At 53.2% G+C, this 20,203-nt stretch carries 18 protein-coding genes; 10 read left to right on the forward strand and 8 right to left on the reverse strand.

The annotated features are described in order from the left end of the window. Positions 1-21 precede the first annotated feature (21 nt). A complete protein-coding gene (locus tag J7J49_RS08910; protein ID WP_215091892.1) occupies positions 22-1,467 on the forward strand; it encodes an ATP-binding protein in 1,446 nt (481 codons plus the stop codon). Between the two features lie 11 nt (positions 1,468-1,478). Then, positions 1,479-2,879 carry a sigma-54-dependent transcriptional regulator gene (locus J7J49_RS08915; RefSeq protein ID WP_215091893.1) on the forward strand — a complete coding sequence of 467 codons (1,401 nt, stop codon included), beginning with the start codon at positions 1,479-1,481 and terminating at the stop codon, positions 2,877-2,879. Between the two features lie 193 nt (positions 2,880-3,072). Here J7J49_RS08915 and J7J49_RS08920 read toward each other — a convergent pair whose 3' ends face one another. Further along, positions 3,073-3,465: a hypothetical protein gene (locus J7J49_RS08920; protein ID WP_251048220.1), complete on the reverse strand. Its 393-nt coding sequence runs from the start codon at positions 3,463-3,465 to the stop codon at positions 3,073-3,075. Positions 3,466-3,859: 394 nt separating this feature from the next. Here J7J49_RS08920 and J7J49_RS08925 point away from each other — a divergent pair, with 394 nt between their 5' ends. The 4 genes from J7J49_RS08925 (at position 3,860) to J7J49_RS08940 (ending at position 8,751) form a co-directional block, all read left to right on the forward strand. Beyond that, the gene (locus J7J49_RS08925) at positions 3,860-5,062 is read left to right on the forward strand and encodes a quaternary amine ABC transporter ATP-binding protein (RefSeq protein WP_215091896.1); all 1,203 of its coding nucleotides are present in this window, start codon (positions 3,860-3,862) and stop codon (positions 5,060-5,062) included. Then, positions 5,062-5,892 carry an ABC transporter permease gene (locus J7J49_RS08930; protein ID WP_215091899.1) on the forward strand — a complete coding sequence of 277 codons (831 nt, stop codon included), beginning with the start codon at positions 5,062-5,064 and terminating at the stop codon, positions 5,890-5,892. Before J7J49_RS08925 ends, J7J49_RS08930 begins: the two co-directional genes overlap by 1 nt. Before the next feature lie 121 nt (positions 5,893-6,013). After that, positions 6,014-6,889, forward strand: coding sequence for a glycine betaine ABC transporter substrate-binding protein (locus tag J7J49_RS08935; protein ID WP_215091901.1), 876 nt, complete (start codon positions 6,014-6,016; stop codon positions 6,887-6,889). Between the two features lie 221 nt (positions 6,890-7,110). After that, complete coding sequence (locus J7J49_RS08940) at positions 7,111-8,751, forward strand: BCCT family transporter (protein WP_215091903.1); 1,641 nt, start codon at positions 7,111-7,113, stop codon at positions 8,749-8,751. Between the two features lie 90 nt (positions 8,752-8,841). Here J7J49_RS08940 and J7J49_RS08945 read toward each other — a convergent pair whose 3' ends face one another. The 3 genes from J7J49_RS08945 to J7J49_RS08955 all read right to left on the reverse strand — a co-directional run bounded on the left by J7J49_RS08945 (position 8,842) and on the right by J7J49_RS08955 (position 12,100). Further along, positions 8,842-9,567: a 3'-5' exonuclease gene (locus J7J49_RS08945; protein ID WP_215091905.1), complete on the reverse strand. Its 726-nt coding sequence runs from the start codon at positions 9,565-9,567 to the stop codon at positions 8,842-8,844. 1 nt (position 9,568) lies between these two features. After that, complete coding sequence (locus J7J49_RS08950; protein WP_215091907.1) at positions 9,569-11,479, reverse strand: DUF294 nucleotidyltransferase-like domain-containing protein; 1,911 nt, start codon at positions 11,477-11,479, stop codon at positions 9,569-9,571. A gap of 231 nt (positions 11,480-11,710) precedes the next feature. Next, positions 11,711-12,100, reverse strand: a complete 390-nt coding sequence (locus J7J49_RS08955) for a DUF4168 domain-containing protein (RefSeq protein WP_040480826.1) — start codon at positions 12,098-12,100, stop codon at positions 11,711-11,713. Between the two features lie 145 nt (positions 12,101-12,245). On the opposite strand from J7J49_RS08955, the gene J7J49_RS08960 reads away from it, so the two are divergent. After that, complete coding sequence (locus J7J49_RS08960) at positions 12,246-13,166, forward strand: DMT family transporter (RefSeq protein ID WP_064234359.1); 921 nt, start codon at positions 12,246-12,248, stop codon at positions 13,164-13,166. A gap of 49 nt (positions 13,167-13,215) precedes the next feature. Continuing rightward, positions 13,216-13,983 (forward strand): EAL domain-containing protein, encoded by a 768-nt coding sequence (locus J7J49_RS08965; protein ID WP_502793508.1) that lies wholly within the window; start codon positions 13,216-13,218, stop codon positions 13,981-13,983. A gap of 15 nt (positions 13,984-13,998) precedes the next feature. On the opposite strand, the gene mtgA is transcribed toward J7J49_RS08965, so the two are convergent. The 3 genes from mtgA to J7J49_RS08980 form a co-directional block, all read right to left on the reverse strand. Further along, positions 13,999-14,715: a monofunctional biosynthetic peptidoglycan transglycosylase gene (gene mtgA, locus J7J49_RS08970; protein ID WP_064234358.1), complete on the reverse strand. Its 717-nt coding sequence runs from the start codon at positions 14,713-14,715 to the stop codon at positions 13,999-14,001. A gap of 10 nt (positions 14,716-14,725) precedes the next feature. Then, the gene (fghA, locus tag J7J49_RS08975) at positions 14,726-15,580 is read right to left on the reverse strand and encodes an S-formylglutathione hydrolase (RefSeq protein ID WP_064234357.1); all 855 of its coding nucleotides are present in this window, start codon (positions 15,578-15,580) and stop codon (positions 14,726-14,728) included. A 164-nt stretch (positions 15,581-15,744) separates the two neighbouring features. Next, positions 15,745-16,854: an S-(hydroxymethyl)glutathione dehydrogenase/class III alcohol dehydrogenase gene (locus J7J49_RS08980; RefSeq protein WP_064234356.1), complete on the reverse strand. Its 1,110-nt coding sequence runs from the start codon at positions 16,852-16,854 to the stop codon at positions 15,745-15,747. 163 nt (positions 16,855-17,017) lie between these two features. Between J7J49_RS08980 and J7J49_RS08985 the strand changes: the two genes are divergently transcribed. Continuing rightward, a complete protein-coding gene (locus tag J7J49_RS08985; RefSeq protein ID WP_064234355.1) occupies positions 17,018-17,914 on the forward strand; it encodes a LysR family transcriptional regulator in 897 nt (298 codons plus the stop codon). On the opposite strand, the gene J7J49_RS08990 is transcribed toward J7J49_RS08985, so the two are convergent. After that, the gene (locus J7J49_RS08990) at positions 17,911-19,278 is read right to left on the reverse strand and encodes an L-serine ammonia-lyase (protein ID WP_215091909.1); all 1,368 of its coding nucleotides are present in this window, start codon (positions 19,276-19,278) and stop codon (positions 17,911-17,913) included. The two genes, J7J49_RS08985 and J7J49_RS08990, sit on opposite strands and share 4 nt — an antisense overlap. Positions 19,279-19,466: 188 nt before the next feature. Between J7J49_RS08990 and J7J49_RS08995 the strand changes: the two genes are divergently transcribed. Continuing rightward, positions 19,467-20,114, forward strand: coding sequence for a hypothetical protein (locus tag J7J49_RS08995; RefSeq protein ID WP_215091911.1), 648 nt, complete (start codon positions 19,467-19,469; stop codon positions 20,112-20,114). The last annotated feature ends 89 nt before the right edge of the window (positions 20,115-20,203 follow it).

The following is a 20,203-nucleotide window of genomic DNA, read 5'->3' on the forward strand; positions in this document are numbered from 1 at the left end:
CAAAACCACCATGGATGCCCCATGCGATTACGCAATTTAATTATTTTAACGGTGATTGTGCCGCTGTTTGTCATCCTGGTGGTGTTTAGCTTAGTGGCGATCAAGTCGCTTGAAGATAACGTACGCTCGAAGCTACAAACGGAAGTTGAGATTATTACCCGCACGCTGAGCTCATCACTCAGCTACGCGGTTACGCCGGATAGCAACACACCGCTTGAAGAAGCGCTGCAGTCGGCGTTCTCCTTCCATCGCATTTACGGTGCTTATGTCTTCGATACCCAGGGTCGTGATATTTACGGACTAGGCCTTGGCAAAGATATTTTCAGCCGCGAAGAAATTCAGCAAGTCATTGAACGCGATGACTTATACAGTAATTACCGACAACACGAGGGTTGGAATTACTACTCTGCGTTGACACCTTTGCGCTCACAAGATGGCACTGTCTATGGCGTGCTGCAGGTAAATCGGTTAAATACCGGGATCGAGAACTACACGGGTTTTATCAGTATTGTGGCCGTTCTGGTGTTTGTGATTGGCGCGGCCGGGATCGTATTTAGTATTTGGTGGGGGTTTCGCCGCCATATTGAGCGCCCGCTGAATCGGTTGGTGCACGTGATGCAGTTGGTTGAGGAAGGTGATCGTAGCCAACGCGCCACCGAAGACGGCCCTATCGAATATCGCCACCTCGCCTCCGGTTTGAATGGCATGCTAGATGCGATGGCCGAGAAAGACCAAGAGATCGAAAATCGCCAGCGGCGCGAAATTGAGCTTGAAAAGCGCCTGCGTAAATCAAAGAAATTGGCTGAACTGGGCGTACTGGCGGCGGGGGTAGCCCACGAAATAGGCGCGCCGCTGACGGTGATTAACGGCCAGGCTCAGCGCTTGGCTCGACGCGATGTGATTGGCGACGACGAACGTGCACGATTAGGACGCATACGCGGCGAAGTGGAGCGCATCGTTGAAATTGTTCGCCAATTGATGGAGTTAGGCCGTCAACATAACGTAGAAAAAGACGAACAGGCGCTCGATCAGCTTGTTATAAGTGCCAAAGACCTAGTGGAAGATGAGCTAGAACCACGCAATATTCGTTTAGACATTGAATTACCGTCGCCGACACCCAACTTACTCGCCAACGGCCAACAAATTGTACAGGTGCTGACCAATTTACTGCGCAATGCAGCGCAGGCTCCTGAAGTAACCCGTATTCGGGTGCGCGCCCAGCAGCAAGAGCACGAATTGACACTGTGGGTGGAAGATGATGGCCCGGGGATTCCCACCGCCCATCACCATAAAGTATTCGACCCATTTTTTACCACCAAACCGGTCGGCCAAGGCAGCGGTTTGGGACTCTCTATGGTACATCGCATTATTAATGACCACGGCGGTACGATCGGCGTGTTTGACAGCGCCCTAGGCGGCGCTGGATTTGAAATTACGCTACCTATTAGTGAAACCGCATCCGCGTGAGGACAACATTTGTGACCCAACAGGAACCCCTTTTACCTTTGTTGGTGGTGGAAGATGACGCCGCTATACGTGAGTTATTGGAAGAAGAGCTGCAGGATGCAGGCTACACAACGCTCGGCGTATCTAGTGCTGAAGAGGCGATTGCCTTATTGAGCCACACCACCGTCTCACTGGTGATTACCGATGTGCGCTTGCCGGGCATGACCGGCATTCAGTTACTTCAGCAGCTCCGCCAAGCAGGCAGCGAGCTGGGCATCATTGTGATTACCGCGTTTGGCACTATTGATCAGGCGGTTGAAGCACTAAAACTTGGAGCTGACGACTTTTTAACCAAGCCGTTAGACCTTGATGCCATCCGCGAAGCTGTATTTCGTGTGTTGGAACGCCAACGCCTGGCGGTTTTCCACGACACGGATATCAGTCATTTCCATGGCATTGTGGGTAAAAGTCAGGTCATGCAGACGCTATTTCATGACGCTTCCCGACTTGCCAAAAGCGATGCCCCCATTCTGATCTTAGGTGAAAGCGGCACTGGCAAAGAGCTACTTGCCCGCGCTATTCATCAGGAAAGTCCGCGTCATGACCAGCCATTTGTGCCAGTTAACTGTGCGAGTATTCCCGCGGATTTGATGGAAAGTGAGTTCTTTGGCCATGTCAAAGGCGCCTTTACCGGGGCTAACGAAGCGCGCCGGGGGTTATTTCATAGCGCCCAGGGCGGCAGCCTGTTTTTAGATGAAATTGGTGAAATGCCGATTAATCTGCAGGCGAAATTGCTGCGCGCTCTGCAGGAAAAAACCGTGCGCCCAGTAGGCGGGGAGCGAGAAGAGCCGGTGGACGTACGTATCATTGCCGCGACCCACCGCAACCTGGAGAAAGAGATCGAGCAGGAGAATTTCCGCAGCGATTTATTTTACCGCTTGGAGACATTCTCGCTGCGCATCCCCCCGCTACGCGAGCGCGGCACCGATATCGAGCACCTTGTGTTTGCGCTTATCGACAAGCATTCGGAGGCACAGGGCAAACAGATAGAGCAAATCGAACCGGAAGCGCTGAGCAATTTACTCAACTACGCCTACCCCGGTAACGTTCGCGAACTGGAAAACGCCATCATGCGGGCCGTCACCCTGAGCGAAGACGGCTCACTCAGCTATAAAGATCTGCCCGAGCGCTTGCGCGAGCAATCAACGGTGGAAACCGGCACGCCTCTGGTACCTGCAGTCCGCGGCGAAGTGCTGGCTGGAGGTCAAATGCCAACGCCACCGCCGATCCGCTGGCCCAGTCTAGAGGAAGTTGAAAAGCGCTATATTAACAAGGTGCTAGAAGCAACGGGTGGCAACAAGCGGCGCACGGCAGAGGTACTTGGGATTGCTCGTCGGACTCTCTATCGTCGCTTAGAAGATAATGAAGAGTAACCAACTCGACACTGCTTACCCCCTTCTAAATCGAGAAGCGGCAGGCCCTAACACGCAGACAAAAAAACCCCCGCGGGCGCGGGGGCGGAAATGATGGTAAACCGTGTGGAGCAGCCGCAGGGAACAAACAGCTGGATCGATTTACCATCGTAGGGATCGGTACACTTACTCAAATCTCAAAACGGGTAACTGACTAGTTACTGGTCGAGTTCTCATCATCTTCTTCTGCACCAGGCATTGGATCTGTACCTTCACCAAAACCAGGCTCATCTTCTTCTGGATTCATGGTGGTGCCTTCTACAGGCTCATCCATAGTGTCTTCAGGCATAGTGCTTTCTGATGCTGAACCTTCGTTTAAACCTGGGTCTTGCTCCATTGATGGCTCTTCGTTCATGCCCGGCTCTGGCTGAGTGGTCGCATCTTGCTCAAGTGGCGCCGTTTCATCCGCAGGCGAGGCTGGCTCTTCGTTGTCACCACAGCCAGCTAATACAATAACGCTCGCTGCTGTCGCCATCATGCACAGCGTTAACCAGCGTGGGCGATTGGCAATCTGCTTACTCTCAATGTGGTCATGTTGCTTGTCCATAATACCCACCTCCATTGCTAACACCGTATGTTTCTAAACGTCTTACTGGTAATCGAGAGCTAATTCTGTACATATAATATTTTGCATACACTTATGCTATTCACTTTACATGCCAAATATTAAAAATTAATCATTAATTAAATTAAATCAATTATTTATGTAAAAAATAATATATCGCCATTAGTGGTTAACTAACCCCCTAGGGTGGGTAAAAAATGACACATGTAGCGTTAATTGCCCCGTTGAGCGAGCCGTTGTGACACACCGGCCCTACCTATGTATAATAATTTTTAATAAATTATCCGACTCAAGCTCTTATTTCTTTATGAATGGCGTAGCAACGACACACGCCCGTTCTGCTCAACATGTTTTTACTGAAAAAAAGGCATCGCCGATGGACGAGACACGACCCGTCAAAATTAAAGTGCGCGGCTTAAGTAAAGTTTTTGGCAAGCAGCCAGAAAAAGCCATTGAGCTTCGCAACCAGGGAATGAAACGCCCCGAAATTCTGGAGAAAACCGGCCAAACGCTGGGGCTATCCAATATTTCGTTTGATGTCTATGAAGGCGAACTTTTGGTCATCATGGGGCTATCGGGGTCGGGCAAATCGACCTTGATCCGCTGCCTTAACCGTCTGATTGAGACCACCGAAGGTGAAATCATTATTGACGGTGAAAACATTCCAACGCTGAAGGAAAAAGCGCTGCTGGAGTGTCGTCGCCGCCATTTCTCTATGGTGTTTCAGAACTTCGCGCTATTTCCCCACCGCACTGTGCACCAGAATGCCGAGTTCGGTTTGGAAATCCGTGGCGTAGAGAAAGCTGAGCGACACAAGATTGCTCATGATGCGCTGAAGCAAGTAGGTCTAGAGGGCTGGGAAGATGCCTATCCCAACCAGCTTTCTGGCGGCATGCAGCAGCGCGTGGGCCTGGCCCGCGCCTTGGCTAACGATGCCACCGTACTGCTAATGGATGAGGCCTTCTCCGCGCTCGACCCGCTGATTCGTAAAGACATGCAGCAAGAGCTTTTGCAGCTGCAATCTAAAATGCAAAAGACCACGGTCTTCATTACCCACGATTTGGATGAGGCGCTCAATATTGGCGACCGTATCGTGCTGTTGAAAGATGGTGAAGTGGTGCAGATCGGCACACCGGAAGAAATTCTGACTAAACCTGCCGATGACTACGTGCGACGCTTTATCGAAGGCGTCGACCGGGCACGTATCCTGACCGCTGAAAGCGCCATGCGGCCCCTGCGCTCTACCGCTCGCGAAAGCGATGGGCCGCGCACGGCACTGCACCGCATGCGTGACCACACTATCGACTCTATTTATGTGGTTGATCGTGACCGCCGCTTGATCGGTCTACTCGAGGCCGACGCTGCAAGCCGGGCGATTGAAGAGGGTTCCGATTCGATTATCCCCTACTTAACCCAGGATTTTCGCAAAGTCCCCATGGATGAACCGTTGCATAACCTATTTGCCATGTTTAGCGAAAAGAGCTTCCCTATCGCCGTTATTGATAAGCAGGAGCAGTTACTGGGCGTGGTGGTTAAAGGCGCTGTACTCGACGAACTGGCACGAGCAGGAGAGCAATAATGGAGATCCCACGCATCCCGCTAGGTGATTGGATTGAGAGCGGTCTGACTTGGCTGACCAGCGAATTCTCTATGGTTACCCGGGGCATTTCTCGCTTCACCCAAACCGGCATTGATGTTTTAAACGATGGCCTTTTTTGGTTACCTGAATGGGCACTGCTAGGCTTGATCGCCCTACTGTGCTGGCGGTTAGGCGGCGTCCGTTTAGCTATTGGTGCCATCGCGGGCTTAGCATTGATTTGGAACCTGGGCCTGTGGGAGCCCATGATTGAGACGCTCACATTGGTGGTGTTTGCCACCCTGGTGGCAGTCGTTATCGCGCTACCGGTGGGTATTGCCGCGGCGCTGTCTAACCGGCTTTACCGGGTCATTATGCCGCTTCTGGACTTTATGCAGACCATGCCCGCGTTCGTCTATTTGATTCCGGCTATTCCATTTTTCGGTATTGGCTCGGTCTCTGCGATTTTTGCTACGGTGATCTTTTCGATGCCCCCGGCGATTCGCTTTACCACACTCGGCATTCGTCAAGTACCGGTAGAGCTGATCGAAGCCGCCGATGCCTACGGTGCTACCCGTGGTCAGAAGCTGTTCAAAGTGCAGCTACCGCTGTCGCTGCCCACGGTAATGGCGGGTATCAACCAGACCATTATGCTCGCTCTCTCCATGGTGGTCATCGCTGCCATGATTGGTGCCGATGGTTTGGGCAGCGAAGTATGGCGCGCGATTCAACGCTTGCGCCCGGGCGATGGCTTCGAAGCGGGCATCGCGGTGGTTATATTGGCGATGCTGTTGGATCGTTTAACGCAATCACTACGCAAAACGCGCAAATAAAGCAAAGCAACAGAAGCGGCAGCGTTGAGCCACGTGCTTGCGAAGTCGCTTCTGGCTACCCATGCTGTATTGAGCAGCAAGCATTTACCACATTAAAATTTATACCCAAGGGAGAAAGTGAATGAAACATCGCACATTGAACCTCCGTATCCGTCTTGCTTCACTAGCACTGTTAGCGGGTGCCGGTGTTGCCGTCAGCAGCGCGGCCCAGGCCGAAGAAGAAAAAGGCACGGTTAACCTAGCCTACGTAGAGTGGTCTTCCGAGGTTGCTTCAACTAACGTCGTTGCTGCGGTACTTGAGCAAGCGGGTTACGAGGTCGACCTAACGTCACTCTCGGCGGCTGCCATGTTCCAGGCACTCTCGACTGGCGATGCGGATGCCATCGTTGCTGCTTGGCTGCCAACCACCCACGCCGATTATATGGAACGCGTTGGTGATAACGTTGAAGATCTCGGCCAAAACCTGGACGGCACCAAGCTGGGTCTCGTGGTACCTGAATACACCGACGTCGACTCCATTGCCGACCTTAACGATAACGCCGATAAGTTTAATGGCGAGATCATCGGTATTGACCCCGGTGCAGGCCTGATGAGCCTCACTGAAGAGGTTGTGGATACCTATGACCTTGATCTAGACCTGCGCAGCGGCAGCGGTGCCACCATGACAGCGGCGCTGGCGAGTGCCATCAATAACGAAGAAGATATCGTTGTTACCAGTTGGACGCCTCACTGGATGTTTGCTCGTTTTGATGTCAAATATCTAGAAGATCCTGAAAACGTTTATGGCGGTGCAGAGCAGATCCATACGGTCGTTCGTGACGGCTTGGAAGATGACATGCCGGAAGCCTATGCCATTCTCGACGCTTTCGAGTGGACGCCCGAGCAGATGGGCGAAGTCATGCTAATGAACCAGGAAGATGGCAGCGATCCCTACGAGAACGCTAAGCAGTGGGTTGAAGATAACCAGGACGTCGTTGAGCAGTGGCTCGATAGCTAAACGACCTGTGCAGTAACTATAACGGGGGGCTTCGGCCCTCTGTTGTCGTTATAAACGCAATGTTTTAACGAATAGGTTCACACTACGTTGAAGGCTTTCTTAACAGATTTGCTATTGTGAGCGCCTTAACGCGAGCCACGTAATGTTGGTTGATGACCACATTCGGGTTTCTATTCAACATTTTCTGATCGACACTTCTTGCTCGAAATAGAGAGGCTACTGTGGATAACCACGACGATAAACGTCCCCCTGAAGAGCAGGTCTCTGAGGGCATACCTGCTCCAGATGGCCCGGCGAATCTGATTGATACCGATTATGTCATCGGCCAAGACAACATCACCACCAATACCATGGGTCTCAATCTAGACCTGCACGGCAAGGTATTTAGCATATCAGCCGTTATCGTGCTGTTGTTTGTGGTACTGACGCTGGCACTGCAAGACACTATCGCGCCTATTTATGACAATATTTTCAGCTTTCTAACCGGAAATCTGTCCTGGTTCTTTATCTTAGCGGCGAATATATTCGTCATCTTGTGTATTGGTCTGATCTTCTCTCCATTAGGTAAAATCCGCATTGGTGGCGCCGATGCCAAACCTGATTTTACCTATATGGGTTGGTTTTCGATGCTATTTGCTGCGGGCATGGGCATTGGCCTGATGTTCTTCGGCGTCAATGAGCCACTGACCCACTTTGGCACATCCTTTGACGGCGGCAGCTGGGCACCGTTAGCAGGCGCGGAAGGCGATGCTGACGGTGCGATGGCACTGGCTATGGCGGCCACCATCTTCCACTGGGGCCTACACCCCTGGGCGATTTACGCCGTCGTGGCGCTTTCGCTAGCGCTGTTCTCGTTCAATAAGGGCTTGCCGCTCTCCATGCGTTCGGTGTTTTACCCCATTTTGGGGGAACGCGTGTGGGGCTGGCCAGGTCACGTGATCGATATCCTGGCCGTGTTTGCAACGCTGTTTGGTTTGGCTACCTCTCTAGGGCTAGGTGCCACCCAGGCTGCAGCGGGCTTAACTTACCTGTTTGGCGCGCCGGAAAGTGATATCACCATGATCCTGTTGATCATCGGCATTACGATGATTGCCATTTGTTCTATCATTGCGGGCGTTGATAAGGGCGTACAGCTGCTCTCCAAAATCAACATTGTCCTTGCGGCAATCCTACTTTTCTTTGTGATTGCGGTGGGCCCCACCCTAATGATTGCCACGGGCTTCTTTGAAAACCTGTGGAACTATGCGGTTCATCTACCTGCGCTGTCGAATCCGTTTGGCCGTGAAGACGCCAACTTTAGCCAAGGCTGGACAGCCTTCTATTGGGCATGGTGGATCTCCTGGTCTCCGTACGTCGGTATGTTTATCGCGCGGGTTTCCCGTGGCCGTACAGTGCGTGAATTTTTGGTCTCGGTCATGCTGGTGCCATCCACCGTATCAGTACTATGGATGACCACCTTTGGTGGCACGGCGATCGACCAATATGTGAGTCAGGGCATTGAAGCGGTACGTGAAGCCGGTGTCGACCTGCAGCTATTCGTCATGTTGGAGCAGCTACCGCTGTCACAGATCACCTCATTCGTCGCCATTGTGCTGGTAATTGTATTCTTCGTTACCTCATCTGACTCCGGCTCGCTGGTCATCGACTCGATCACCGCAGGCGGTAAGGTCGATGCACCAACGCCACAGCGTGTGTTCTGGGCGATCATTGAAGGCGCGATTGCGATTGCTCTGCTGCTCGGCGGTGGCCTAACCGCGCTGCAAACCATGGCGGTGTCTACCGGCTTCCCGTTCACCATCATCTTGCTGGTGGCCTGCTATGCCATCATCAAGGGACTGATGAGCGAACCCAAAGCCGTCTAGTGCTGTTTTAAGCCGATCTTTTGGTTTAGTAAGCAAAACGGGCAACCCACTGGGTTGCCCGTTTTTTGTTGATATGTTGAAAGATAGCCTTTAACACCATATATCCTTCAGTGGCGTTTCAGGCTGATAGTGGGTGGCAATTTGCGCCTGCAACAACTCCGCGGTCGCCAGCGCATCCACCAGAGCATGATGCCCTTGATAAGTGGGCAAGCCGTAGCGTCTGCGGCTAGCATTGAGGCGGATGGAAACCGGCGGACGTCCCAGCCAGCGGCGAAACCGCGCCCATAGCGTTTGGCGGTGCAACCGCGCTTCCAATGACATGGTATCAATCATCGGAAATAGCACCCCTTCCCCACGACGGGCTTTGACCGCTGCATCTAAAAAGGGCCGTTCGATATTACGAAAATGTACGACCACCAATCGCCCCGCTAGCTGAGCCAGTAGTTCATCCAGGATTTCGTCTAGATCCGGCGCCTGGGCGATTTCAGAGTGGGTAATATGGTGGAAAGCAATCGAGGCTTCATCAAGAGGCCTGGGCGGTTTGACTACCCAATAGCGTCGCTCGGCCAACTTGATACGGCTTAACGTGAACGGCACAACGCCAATGCTGACAATCCCATGACGCCGCTCATCCAGCCCGGTGGTCTCCATATCCAGCGCCACCATAGGCACCTCGGAAATAGGTGTTTCAGGGTCAGGCAGCGGCGTCCCAAAAAATTGTTGGATGGCGGGATTTTTCCCCCGCTGCGCCCGCTGGGCCATGTAACCCTGCCAGTCGGCCTGGGTAATTTTCTGACGTGGGCGTATACCGAACATCTTAACGCCCCTGCCGCTGAACGGGCATAGGGTAGCGGTATTTGAGAAACTTTTGCGCGTTGCTCAACACCTGGAAAGCGTCTTTAAGGGTGTGCCGTTCGCTATCGGCAACGTTTTCAGGCTCGATATTGTTGTCCGGCAGTCGATCCTCTTGCAGATCGATCATTTGATGGCGAACCCGCGACATGCATAAAAACTCAAACGCATAGCTTAGCTTGTCGCTCATGCCGGTCGCCAACAGCTGGGTCTTGCTGATGTCATTCAAACGCTGAAAGGAGTTCTGCGCTTTGGAGCCGCAGGCCAGGGCATGAATCCGCACCAAATCCACCATTGGCGCCGTACCGCGGCGCTTCAAGTTGATGGAGTTATTGTGCTTACCATCTTGCTCCATCACAAAGGTACGGAAAAACCCTAGCGGTGGCGTACGGTTTAAGGCATTACGCGCCATGGCGGCTAAAAATAGCGGTGATTTTGGCGCTGTCTCGGCAATCAAATCCTGTAGCGTTTCCACAAAGAGGTCTTCGCCATAGCAGCTATCCAGGTCAAAGAAAATCGAGCTGTGCAGCAGCCGTTCGGGCGTGGGGTTGGCCATCCAATCCTGGAAATACCCCTTCCAAACGCTGAGCGGCTGACGCCATTGCGTATTGGTCGCCATGACATCACCTTTGCAGTAGGTATAGCCACAGGCGTCCAAGCCATCGCTAACCATTTTTGCCAGAGCGTAAAAGTAGTCGTCATGCTCTTCAGGATTAAACTCGTCGGAGAGGATCAGCGCATTATCCTGATCGGTGACAATGCTCTGCTCGTTGCGCGCCATGGAGCCATTGACCATAAAACAGTAAGGCACCGGCGGCGGCCCGAGCTCGGCTTCAGCCATTTCCAGCAACCGGCGTGTAAAGCTACGCCCGATGGTAGAGAGCGCGCTACCTACCATCTGAGAATTGGCGCCCTCTTGCACCATGCGCACAAACGCCGCGCGTACATCCGGCGCTAAACGCGCCAGCCCTTGGGCGCTGGACTGATTGAAGATATTGCTGACCAAATAAAGACCGCTATGGGTTTCGTAGCGGATAATATCGGAAAGGTGCACCACGCCCACCGGGCGCTGACGATAAAGCACCGGCAGGTGATGCACATTACTGCGCAGCATCGTCAGCATGGCTTCATAAACAGAGGCGTCCGATTGAATGGTAATTAGCCGCGAGGAAACAACCTCGCCGACCGAGGTTTGTGGCGATAGCCCCTCGGCGACAATGCGGGTACGAAAATCACTGTCGGTTAAAATCCCGCACATTTGCCAGGTTTGGCCTTCGCTATCTTTAAAACTGTAGCGCGGGTTATCGCTGCCCTCTTTTATTACCAGCAGCGCGGAGGCTTGGGCGTCGCTCATTTGCTGCGCGGCAAGCTGAACGCTGGTAGACGTTTCCACCATTACCGGGTAGCGGGTCAGCAGCTTACGTATCCGCGTCACCATCATGTCGTTGGACTTCTTTTGCTGCTCGGCGGCGCTCTCTAGCCGCGGCCGCTCCAACTCGACAAAATCGGCAAAATGCTCATCCTCATCGCACAGCCTTTGGAAGACCGCTTTAGGGATAAAATAGAGCAAGGTATCTTCAATCGCCTTCGCAGGGAGGCGCACTTTATGATTCCGCAGCAGGCTGAAATGGCCGAAAATATCGCCTTCACCTAACCGGTTATATAGCTCCCCCTGGCTGCGATAGACCTCCACAGCGCCACTGCGGATATAACATAGATCATTGAGGATATCGTTTAGGGCTAAAATGCTGCTGCCGGTTTTGAAGTAGCTCACTTCCACCTGTTCAGCAATGGCATCGAGAAGATCATCCGACAGCCCATCAAACGGGGGGAACCGGCCCATATGCTGGCGTATTTCTAACAGTTCGACATCCATACGGACTCCTCGGGCGTGTCGGGGAAGATAGCCTAAAGTGTGGCGGGAAGGCTAAGTTAGGTAAACCCCATTAAGCATAATAAAACGAATCGTTGGCTAAGTGAGCTACAAAAAAAGCCCGGTGCAGTTATGCACCGGGCCTTGCTGGCCGAAGCCATGCTGATAGTCACTCTGCTAAATAACAGTTACTGCATTAGCAAAACCTAAATCAGACACTGTTAGCGATATGGCTTACGATTGGCTAGCCATTTCCTGCACACGCTGCATCATTTCTGGATCCTGCTGAATGGATTGACCGATAGCGTTGAAAGTATCAACATCTAGGCCGCTATCTTCGACCACTTCGATCATGCGGTCGTTAGCTTCAGTGCGCACTTCCTGTTGCGCTGTTTCATCTTCCGCTTCCTGCAGACGCTGGGTATATTCCTGAGAAATAACCGCAATTTCTTGAGAAGCATCGGCAAACTGCTGGAGCTGGTCATCAGAAAAATCCTGGGCGGGCGCTTGCTGGGTTGCCATTGGATCTTGTGCAGCGCCTTGCTCTTCCTGGGCGTGGGCAGTAGCCGTCATCAGACCAGTGGCGAGCAGGGCAGCGGAGAACAGAGCAGTCATACGTTGCATAGTAAGAAACCTCAATATTGCGTTATGTATGTGCCCACTGTGACGCGCCTAATTCAAGCAGGTTCAATTTATTATGTAAAACATAGTAACAATAAGAACTTTATGTATCAGAAAAATAGCTAAATTACTCTACTATGGAAACGACATGCCAAGCTTTTTCAACAAGTTACGTACCAATGATCTATCCTCGGCAGGATTGGCCGCCATGCCCATACTTTTTGTGCTGCTTTGGAGTACGGGCTTTATCGGCGCCAAATTTGGCCTGCCTTATGCAGAACCTTTTACGTTTTTGTTTATTCGCTTTGTCCTCACGTTGCTGCTACTGATCCCACTGGTCATCGTTATGCGTATACCCTGGCCTACATCACCCAGGTTATGGACACACATCGCCATATCAGGCTCTCTAGTCCACGGCACTTACTTAGGTGGCGTCTTCTACGGTATTTACCTTGGCATGCCGGCCGGTTTAGCGGCATTACTGGTGGGGCTTCAGCCACTGCTGACCGCGGCCTTTGCCGGGCCGTTATTAGGTGAGCAGCTCTCCTGGCGCCAGTGGCTCGGTTTAGGTCTGGGGCTGATTGGCATCAGCTTAGTGCTCGGCAGTAAGCTTGAGATTGGTGAGTCACTCTTTGATGGCTTCGGGATTAGTGCTCTGCTGTGTGTCACCGCCGCTTTGATCGGTATTTCCATAGGCACTCTGTATCAGAAAAGATATTGCACCAGTATGCCACTGCTTTCTGGGGCGGTTATTCAGTACGTGGCGGCGGTCGCTCTGCTCGGGATAGGCGCCCTGCTGTTTGAAACTCGCCAAGTGGAGTGGAGCAGCACCTTTGTGCTGACGCTGGGTTGGCTGGTGTTGATTCTCTCAATTGCCGCTATCCTGTTACTCATGGCCTTGATTAAAAAGGGGGAAGCCTCGCGTGTGGCGAGTCTTTTTTATCTTGTGCCGCCGGTCACGGCGCTTCAGGCGTGGTGGCTATTTGACGAACGTCTTCCCCTGCTAGGGCTTGTGGGGATGTTGGTCGCCATCACTGGGGTGGTGATGGTTATTCGAAAACCCGCCTAATTAAGGCGACTCGACGATAACGAGATTTGCATAACAGGGCTTGGATAACATGTCAGCACAACATCACTGTGCCAGGGTCAACGACCACTGTAATCGTTGTGATTCACCGGTACCTTTTACCTTTACGATGGCGTTTCAACCAATAGTGAATGTGAGTAAACGGAAAATTATTTACTACGAGGCATTAGTACGTGGCCCCAATGGTGAATCCGCTTTCTCAATACTTGGCCAAGTAACGGATGAGCTAATGTATCGCTTTGACCAGGCATGCCGTATCAAAGCCATAGAACTAGCCAGCAAACTGGGCATGCAAGAACGACTTTCAATTAACTTTCTGCCTAATGCAGTTTATGAGCCTCAGGCGTGCATTCAAGCGACTCTCGAAGCAGCCCACCGCGTTGGCTGGCCCACCGAGCGGCTCAATTTCGAAATTATCGAAACCGAGCGGGTCAAAGACCGCCTCCATATGCGCACTATTATCGAGAGTTACCGCGAGATGGGCTTTACCACCTCGCTGGATGACTTTGGTAACGGTTATGCCAACCTCGATCTACTAACCGATCTACGCCCGGATACGTTGAAAATCGATCGCGACTTGGTAATGGCGTGCGACAGCAACAAGCGCCGCCAGGCCATACTACGTAGCCTGGTGGCGTTAGCAGGTACATTAGAAACACAGCTGATCGCTGAGGGTGTGGAAACCCGCGAGGAGTCGCGCTGCCTGCTAGCACTGGGTATTCCTATGCAGCAAGGCTTTTACTTTTCCCGCCCGAACCTGGAAGCGCTTGCGGAAATTGACGACGCCAAATACGACTAGCGTGGATGGAAGTTGCTACAGATGTTGCAAATAATCAGCACCGCCTAAATTGCGCATTTGCTGGCGTATCCACTGGCTTCGTCGCTCAACCTGGGCGTCGGGACGGGCGGCACTGCGCGTCAGCGGGCTGGGCAATATAGCCGCAAGCAGGCTTGCCTGTCGCTCAGTCAGCGAACTGGAAGAGACGCCAAAATAGTGCTGGGCAGCGGCTTCTACGCCAAATACACCGCGATCCCACTCGGCGACATTCAGATAGACCTCCAGAATACGTTGCTTGCTCCAGAGTATCTCAATCAGTAGCGTAAACCACGCTTCTAACCCCTTCCGCGTCCAACTGCGACCTGTCCATAGGAAAACGTTTTTGGCCGTTTGCTGGCTTAAGGTGCTGGCACCGCGCAACCGCCCCCCATCTTGGCTGGCCTGCCACGCACGCTGCAATTCGACAAGGTCAAACCCGCTATGGTGGGGAAAGCGCTGATCCTCTGCCGCAATCACTGCCAGCTTGGCGTTAACGGGGAGCGAATCCCAGCCTCGCCACTCGCGCTGTATACGAATCGGCTCACTGTTGATCCAGCTCTGTATTTTGCGCTCGACCATCACCATCGACCCCGGTGGCGGAACGACGCGAAACAGTAGTACCAGCGCGACTGACAGCAGCACAAAGGCTAAGACGCCACGCCAAATAATCCGCCATAGCAGACGCATAAAACGGCGCAGCGAGCGATTGAGCATCCCGTTATCCTTAACGCTTCATGAGGTGGTCTGCATGATAGCGCAGATGATCCTCAATGAACGAGGCAATGAAGAAGTAACTGTGATCGTAGCCCGGTTGACGACGCAGCGTTAACGGATGATCGTGCTGTTCACAAACGGCCTCTAAACGCTCAGGCTGAAGCTGCTCTTCCAGGAATTGATCTGCTTCGCCCTGGTCGATAAACAGCCGCTGGCGGGAAGCACCATTGGCCACCAGTTCGCAGGCATCGTACTGGCGCCAGCGAGACTGATCGTCACCTAGGTAAGCGGTAAACGCCTGTTGCCCCCAGGGGCTATTCATCGGGTTGACCACCGGCGAAAACGCCGATACCGAGCGGAAACGCCCAGGATGACGCAGCGCCAGAATCAATGCGCCATGCCCACCCATGGAGTGCCCGCTGATTGATTCGCGGCCGTTGACCGGAAAGTGCTGACGCACCACGGAAGGCAGCTCCTCAATCACATAATCGTACATGCGGTAGTGCGACTTCCACGGCGACTCGGTGGCGTTGACATAAAACCCAGCCCCGGAGCCCAAATCAAAGCTTTCGTGTTCACCGGGCAAGTCTGTGCCCCGTGGGCTGGTGTCAGGGCAAACAATGGCCACCCCCAACTCAGCGGCGATACGATGAGCACCGGCTTTCTGCATAAAGTTTTCGTCGTTACAGGTCAGCCCCGAGAGCCACCACAACAGCGGTACGCGCTCGTTTTCCGCCTGGGGTGGCAAGTAAACGGCGAAGATCATGTCGCAGTCCAGCGCACGGGAGTAGTGGCGGTAGCGTTTATGCCAGCCACCGAAGCTACGGTTGGCGGACACCAGTTCTAGCGTTTCACTCATGCTCATGGGCAGGTTCCTTTAAATGCAGCAAACGCGGCAGGTCTACCCTACCGCGTTTTAGCGTTTCAAACGCGCTTTGTATACTACTTAATAATGCTAGGCCTAGTCATGCTAACGCACAGAGCAAATGGCTGACTGTAAACCTGCCCTGGCACTTAGCCGTGCAAAACCTAGTAATGCAGCACGGTACGAATGCTCTTGCCCGCATGCAGTAGCTCAAACGCTTCGTTGATCTTCTCAAACGGCATATCATGAGTAATGAAATCGTCGATATTGATTTCACCGTTCATATAACGGTCAACATAGCCCGGCAGTTCGCTGCGTCCTTTTACGCCACCAAAAGCAGAGCCTTTCCAGACCCGCCCGGTAACCAGTTGGAATGGCCGTGTGGAGATCTCCTCACCGGCCCCAGCAACACCAATCACGATCGACTCGCCCCAACCTTTGTGGCAACACTCTAACGCCGAACGCATCACATTGACGTTGCCGATACACTCAAAGGAGTAGTCAACACCGCCGTCGGTCATATCGACAATCACCTGCTGGATCGGATCTGCGTACTCTTTCGGGTTCACAAAATCCGTGGCACCAAACTGTTTGGCAAGCTCGAATTTATCGGCATTAACGTCGATGGCAATAATACGCCCCGCCTTGGCCATCACCGCGCCTTGAATGACGGCCAAACCAATAGCCCCGAGACCAAACACCGCCACCGTGGCGCCCGGCTCTACTTTGGCAGTATTGAGCACCGCACCGATACCGGTAGTCACACCGCAGCCCAGCAAACAGATTTTATCCATGGGGGCGTCTTTAGAGACGACCGCCAGGGAGACTTCGGGTAATACGGTGTACTCACTAAAGGTAGAAGTGCCCATATAGTGATGCAGCATCTTGCCATCAAGTGAAAACCGCGAGGTACCGTCGGGCATTACCCCTTTACCTTGGGTAGCGCGCACGCTGCCACACAGGTTGGTTTTACCCGACAGACAGAATTTACACTTACCGCACTCAGCGGTGTAAAGCGGAATGACATGGTCACCCGGCTTAAGGCTAGTAACGCCTTCGCCTACTTCCTGAACGACACCAGCACCTTCATGGCCCAGCACGGCAGGAAAGTTACCTTCCGGATCAGCGCCGGAGAGTGTGTAGGCATCCGTGTGGCAGACGCTGGTGGCGGCCATTTTAACCAGCACTTCCCCCGCCTTCGGGCCTTCCACATCAATCTCAACCAGTTCTAGCGGCTTACCCGCCTCTAATGCTACAGCTGCGCGTGATTTCATTAAGCCTGCTCCTTTTTTGCATCGCCCGCAGCAGGCATTCCCCTGCTGCTCGGTATGTTTTCAGTGGTTGCAGTGTAGGCCAGCTAGGCGCTCTTGATAAACCGGGATACACTCATAAGATTATTGCCACACAGCAACAATTGCTCGTGACCAAGGAGTTAGCATGCAGCACTGGAGCCGTATCGAAGCCTTTGTTGAAGTGGTGCGATTAGGCACCTTCTCTGCTGCGGCCCGTCACCTGAAGGTGTCGACCTCGCATATTAGCCGTTTGGTTAGTCAGCTCGAAAACCAGTTAGGTGTACAGCTGCTCTACCGCACTACCCGCCAGATCCGCTTAACCGATGCGGGTGCCACCTACGTGGAGCACTGCCGCCATCTATTTGACGGGCTGCGGGATGCCGAGCAGGCGCTTAGCGAACTCCAGGCCAAACCCAGCGGGCTACTTAAACTCACCTCGGCCACGACCTTTGGCGAGCGCTTTATCGCCCCGCTGGTGAATGACTTTCAGTGTTTGCATCCGCAGCTGGATGTTCATATGCACTTCACTAACCGCCCCGTGGAGCTTATCGAAGAGGGCTACGATATTGCCATTCGGATGGGGGTATTAAAGGACTCCAGCTTGATCGCCAGACGCCTATGCGACCGTCGCGAGTATATCGTCGGCTCGCAAAGCTACTTTCGCCAAGCCCCGCGCCCCCACACCTTGGCAGAGCTTAGCCAGCACCGCTGCCTGATTGGCTCACGGCACAACTGGCTATTTGAAGTCAACGGGCAACGCCGTGAAGTGCGTGTCGAGGGCTGCTGGACGGGCAATTCTGGCCCAGCGCTGCTGGATGCGGCACGCAAAGGCCTTGGCCTTGCACAACTGCCGGACTACTACGTTACTCCCTACTTGGCCAGCGGTGAGCTGGTGGCCGTGCTTGAACCTTTTCAGCACCACGATACCGCCGTTTGGGCGGTTTACCCCCGCCACCGCCACCTGTCACCCAAAATCCGCCAGCTGGTCGACTACCTGGTCGCTCATATAGACACCCTGCTACCCAGCAATCCGCTTGCCTAGCACTCGATAGCATTGACCGCGAGCCCGCCTTTAGAGGTCTCTTTGTATTTGTCCTGCATATCGCGGCCAGTATCGCGCATGGTGCGGATCACTTTATCCAGCGATATAAAGTGCTCGCCATCGCCGTGCATCGCCATACGCGCGGCATTAATGGCTTTGACGGAGGCAATCGCATTGCGCTCAATGCAGGGCACTTGAACGAGTCCGCCTACCGGGTCGCAGGTCAACCCCAGGTTATGCTCCAAGCCAATCTCGGCGGCGTTCTCCACTTGCCCCGGCGAGCCGCCCAGCACCTCAGCAAGCCCAGCGGCCGCCATGGCGCAGGCAGAGCCCACTTCGCCCTGACAGCCAACTTCTGCACCGGAAATGGAGGCGTTCTTTTTACATAGGATGCCCACCGCCCCCGCGGTAAGCAGAAAATCGACCACATCACTCTCACTGGCGTCAGGTTCGAATTTTAGGTAATACGCCAACACCGCAGGGACGATACCTGCCGCACCGTTGGTAGGTGCAGTGACCATGCGTCGTCCGGCGGCGTTCTCTTCATTCACCGCCAGCGCAAACACGTTGACCCAATCCATTACGGTAAAACTCGACACAATCAGCCGCTGGTTTTCCGGCGGGTGAAGCAACTGCTGATGGAGTAGCTGTGCACGCCGACGTACATTTAATCCGCCGGGCAAATGACCCGTCGCACGTAGGCCATTCTCGATACTGTCGCTCATGGCGTGCCAAATGGTTAGCAGCTCTTCACGAATGGTCGCTTCAGTACGCCAGGCTTTCTCATTTTCCAACATTAACTGGCTAATGCGCAGCTGGTGCTGCTGGCATAGGGCGAGCAGCTCAGCGGCGGTATTGAAGGGGAAAGGTAGTTCAGTGGCGTCTTCGCCAACCTCACCTTGATCTGCTTTTGCTTGATCGACATAGAAACCGCCGCCAAGGGAGTAAAAGGTATTGGTCGCCACCAGTGCATCATCACAATAAGCGCTCAATACCATGGCGTTGGGGTGAAACGGCAGGCAGGTATCATCCCACTCCACATCAACAGAGGGGTCAAAAGTAATCTGTTGCCCAGTGGCCAATAGCAGCGGTTCACCTTCAGCAAGTTGTTTTAAGCGCGACGCTATCGTATCCGGGTCGATACTTTCTGGCGCTTCGCCCATTAGCCCCATGATCACTGCCTGATCAGTACCGTGCCCCACCCCAGTGGCGGCAAGTGAACCATGTAGCCTTACCACCAGCCGGGTAACGCGGATATCGCCAAGGGCCAAAGTAAAGTCTCGCGCCGCGCGCATTGGCCCTACCGTGTGGGAGCTTGATGGCCCGATGCCAATTCGGAAAAGATCAAACACACTAATAGCCATATCTTTTGCGCCTCACAACGCTGTTATTACCTGCCAATTAGTCACTTTGCAGCGCCGATGACCAAACGTCGAGTGTTTAACCGCAATATCGACGTGCTAACAAATAACTGTGACGATATAATGAACATTCACCCATGCATGTTTGTGTCTGCGAACAGCGCCGCTGCCTACCCACAAAGGATGTTGGTATGTCTCCTCCCCCTTCCTGGCCTATCGGCTTTCGAACCCTCTTAGTGCGTGCCGTACTCTACGTACTGTTTATCGCTGCGATTACCCAAGGAACCTATCTAGAAGCTCTTTATCTGTCCTCAGTACGCTTTTCCGAGTGGGGCTTCACTGAATTTACCCAAACGCTGATGCTGGCCATCTGCTGTACCATGCTGATTTATATTCGCCAGGTGCTTAGAGTCTGGCCCAACGTCACGCTGCTACTGTTAGCGTTTTTGGCCGCCTCACTAGTGCGTGAGCAAGATCATTTTTTAGATACCTATGTCGCTGACAATACCTGGAAAGTACTTGTTGCGCTGATTATTCTCCCCTCGCTTTTCTGGGTGATCAAACAACGCCAACGCTTTTTTGAGGAGTTCACCCATTACAGCAACACCTTCGCCTTTGGTTTGTTTGCAGCTGGCGTGCTGACCACTTATATATTCTCGCGCTTATATGGACGGCAGGAATTCTGGCAAGCCATTCTGGAAGACAGCTACTCGGGTACCTTCAAAAGCGTAGCTGAGGAAGTCGTTGAACTGCTCGGTTACAGCTTAATTTTGATTGCCACCCTGGAGCTATTGCTACTGGCCCGGCGTATTTACAAAGCTCGGCAAACGTCGTCTTAACACCCACCTACTCCCGCTTGCTGGCCCCTCCCCCAGATAATCACTGACAAACGCCGTCTTTGCGTAGCAAGGCGGCGTTTCATTTTTCA

It is taken from the genome of Halomonas sp. ISL-56 (genome assembly GCF_018612805.1).
Taxonomy (GTDB): Bacteria; Pseudomonadota; Gammaproteobacteria; order Pseudomonadales; family Halomonadaceae; genus Vreelandella.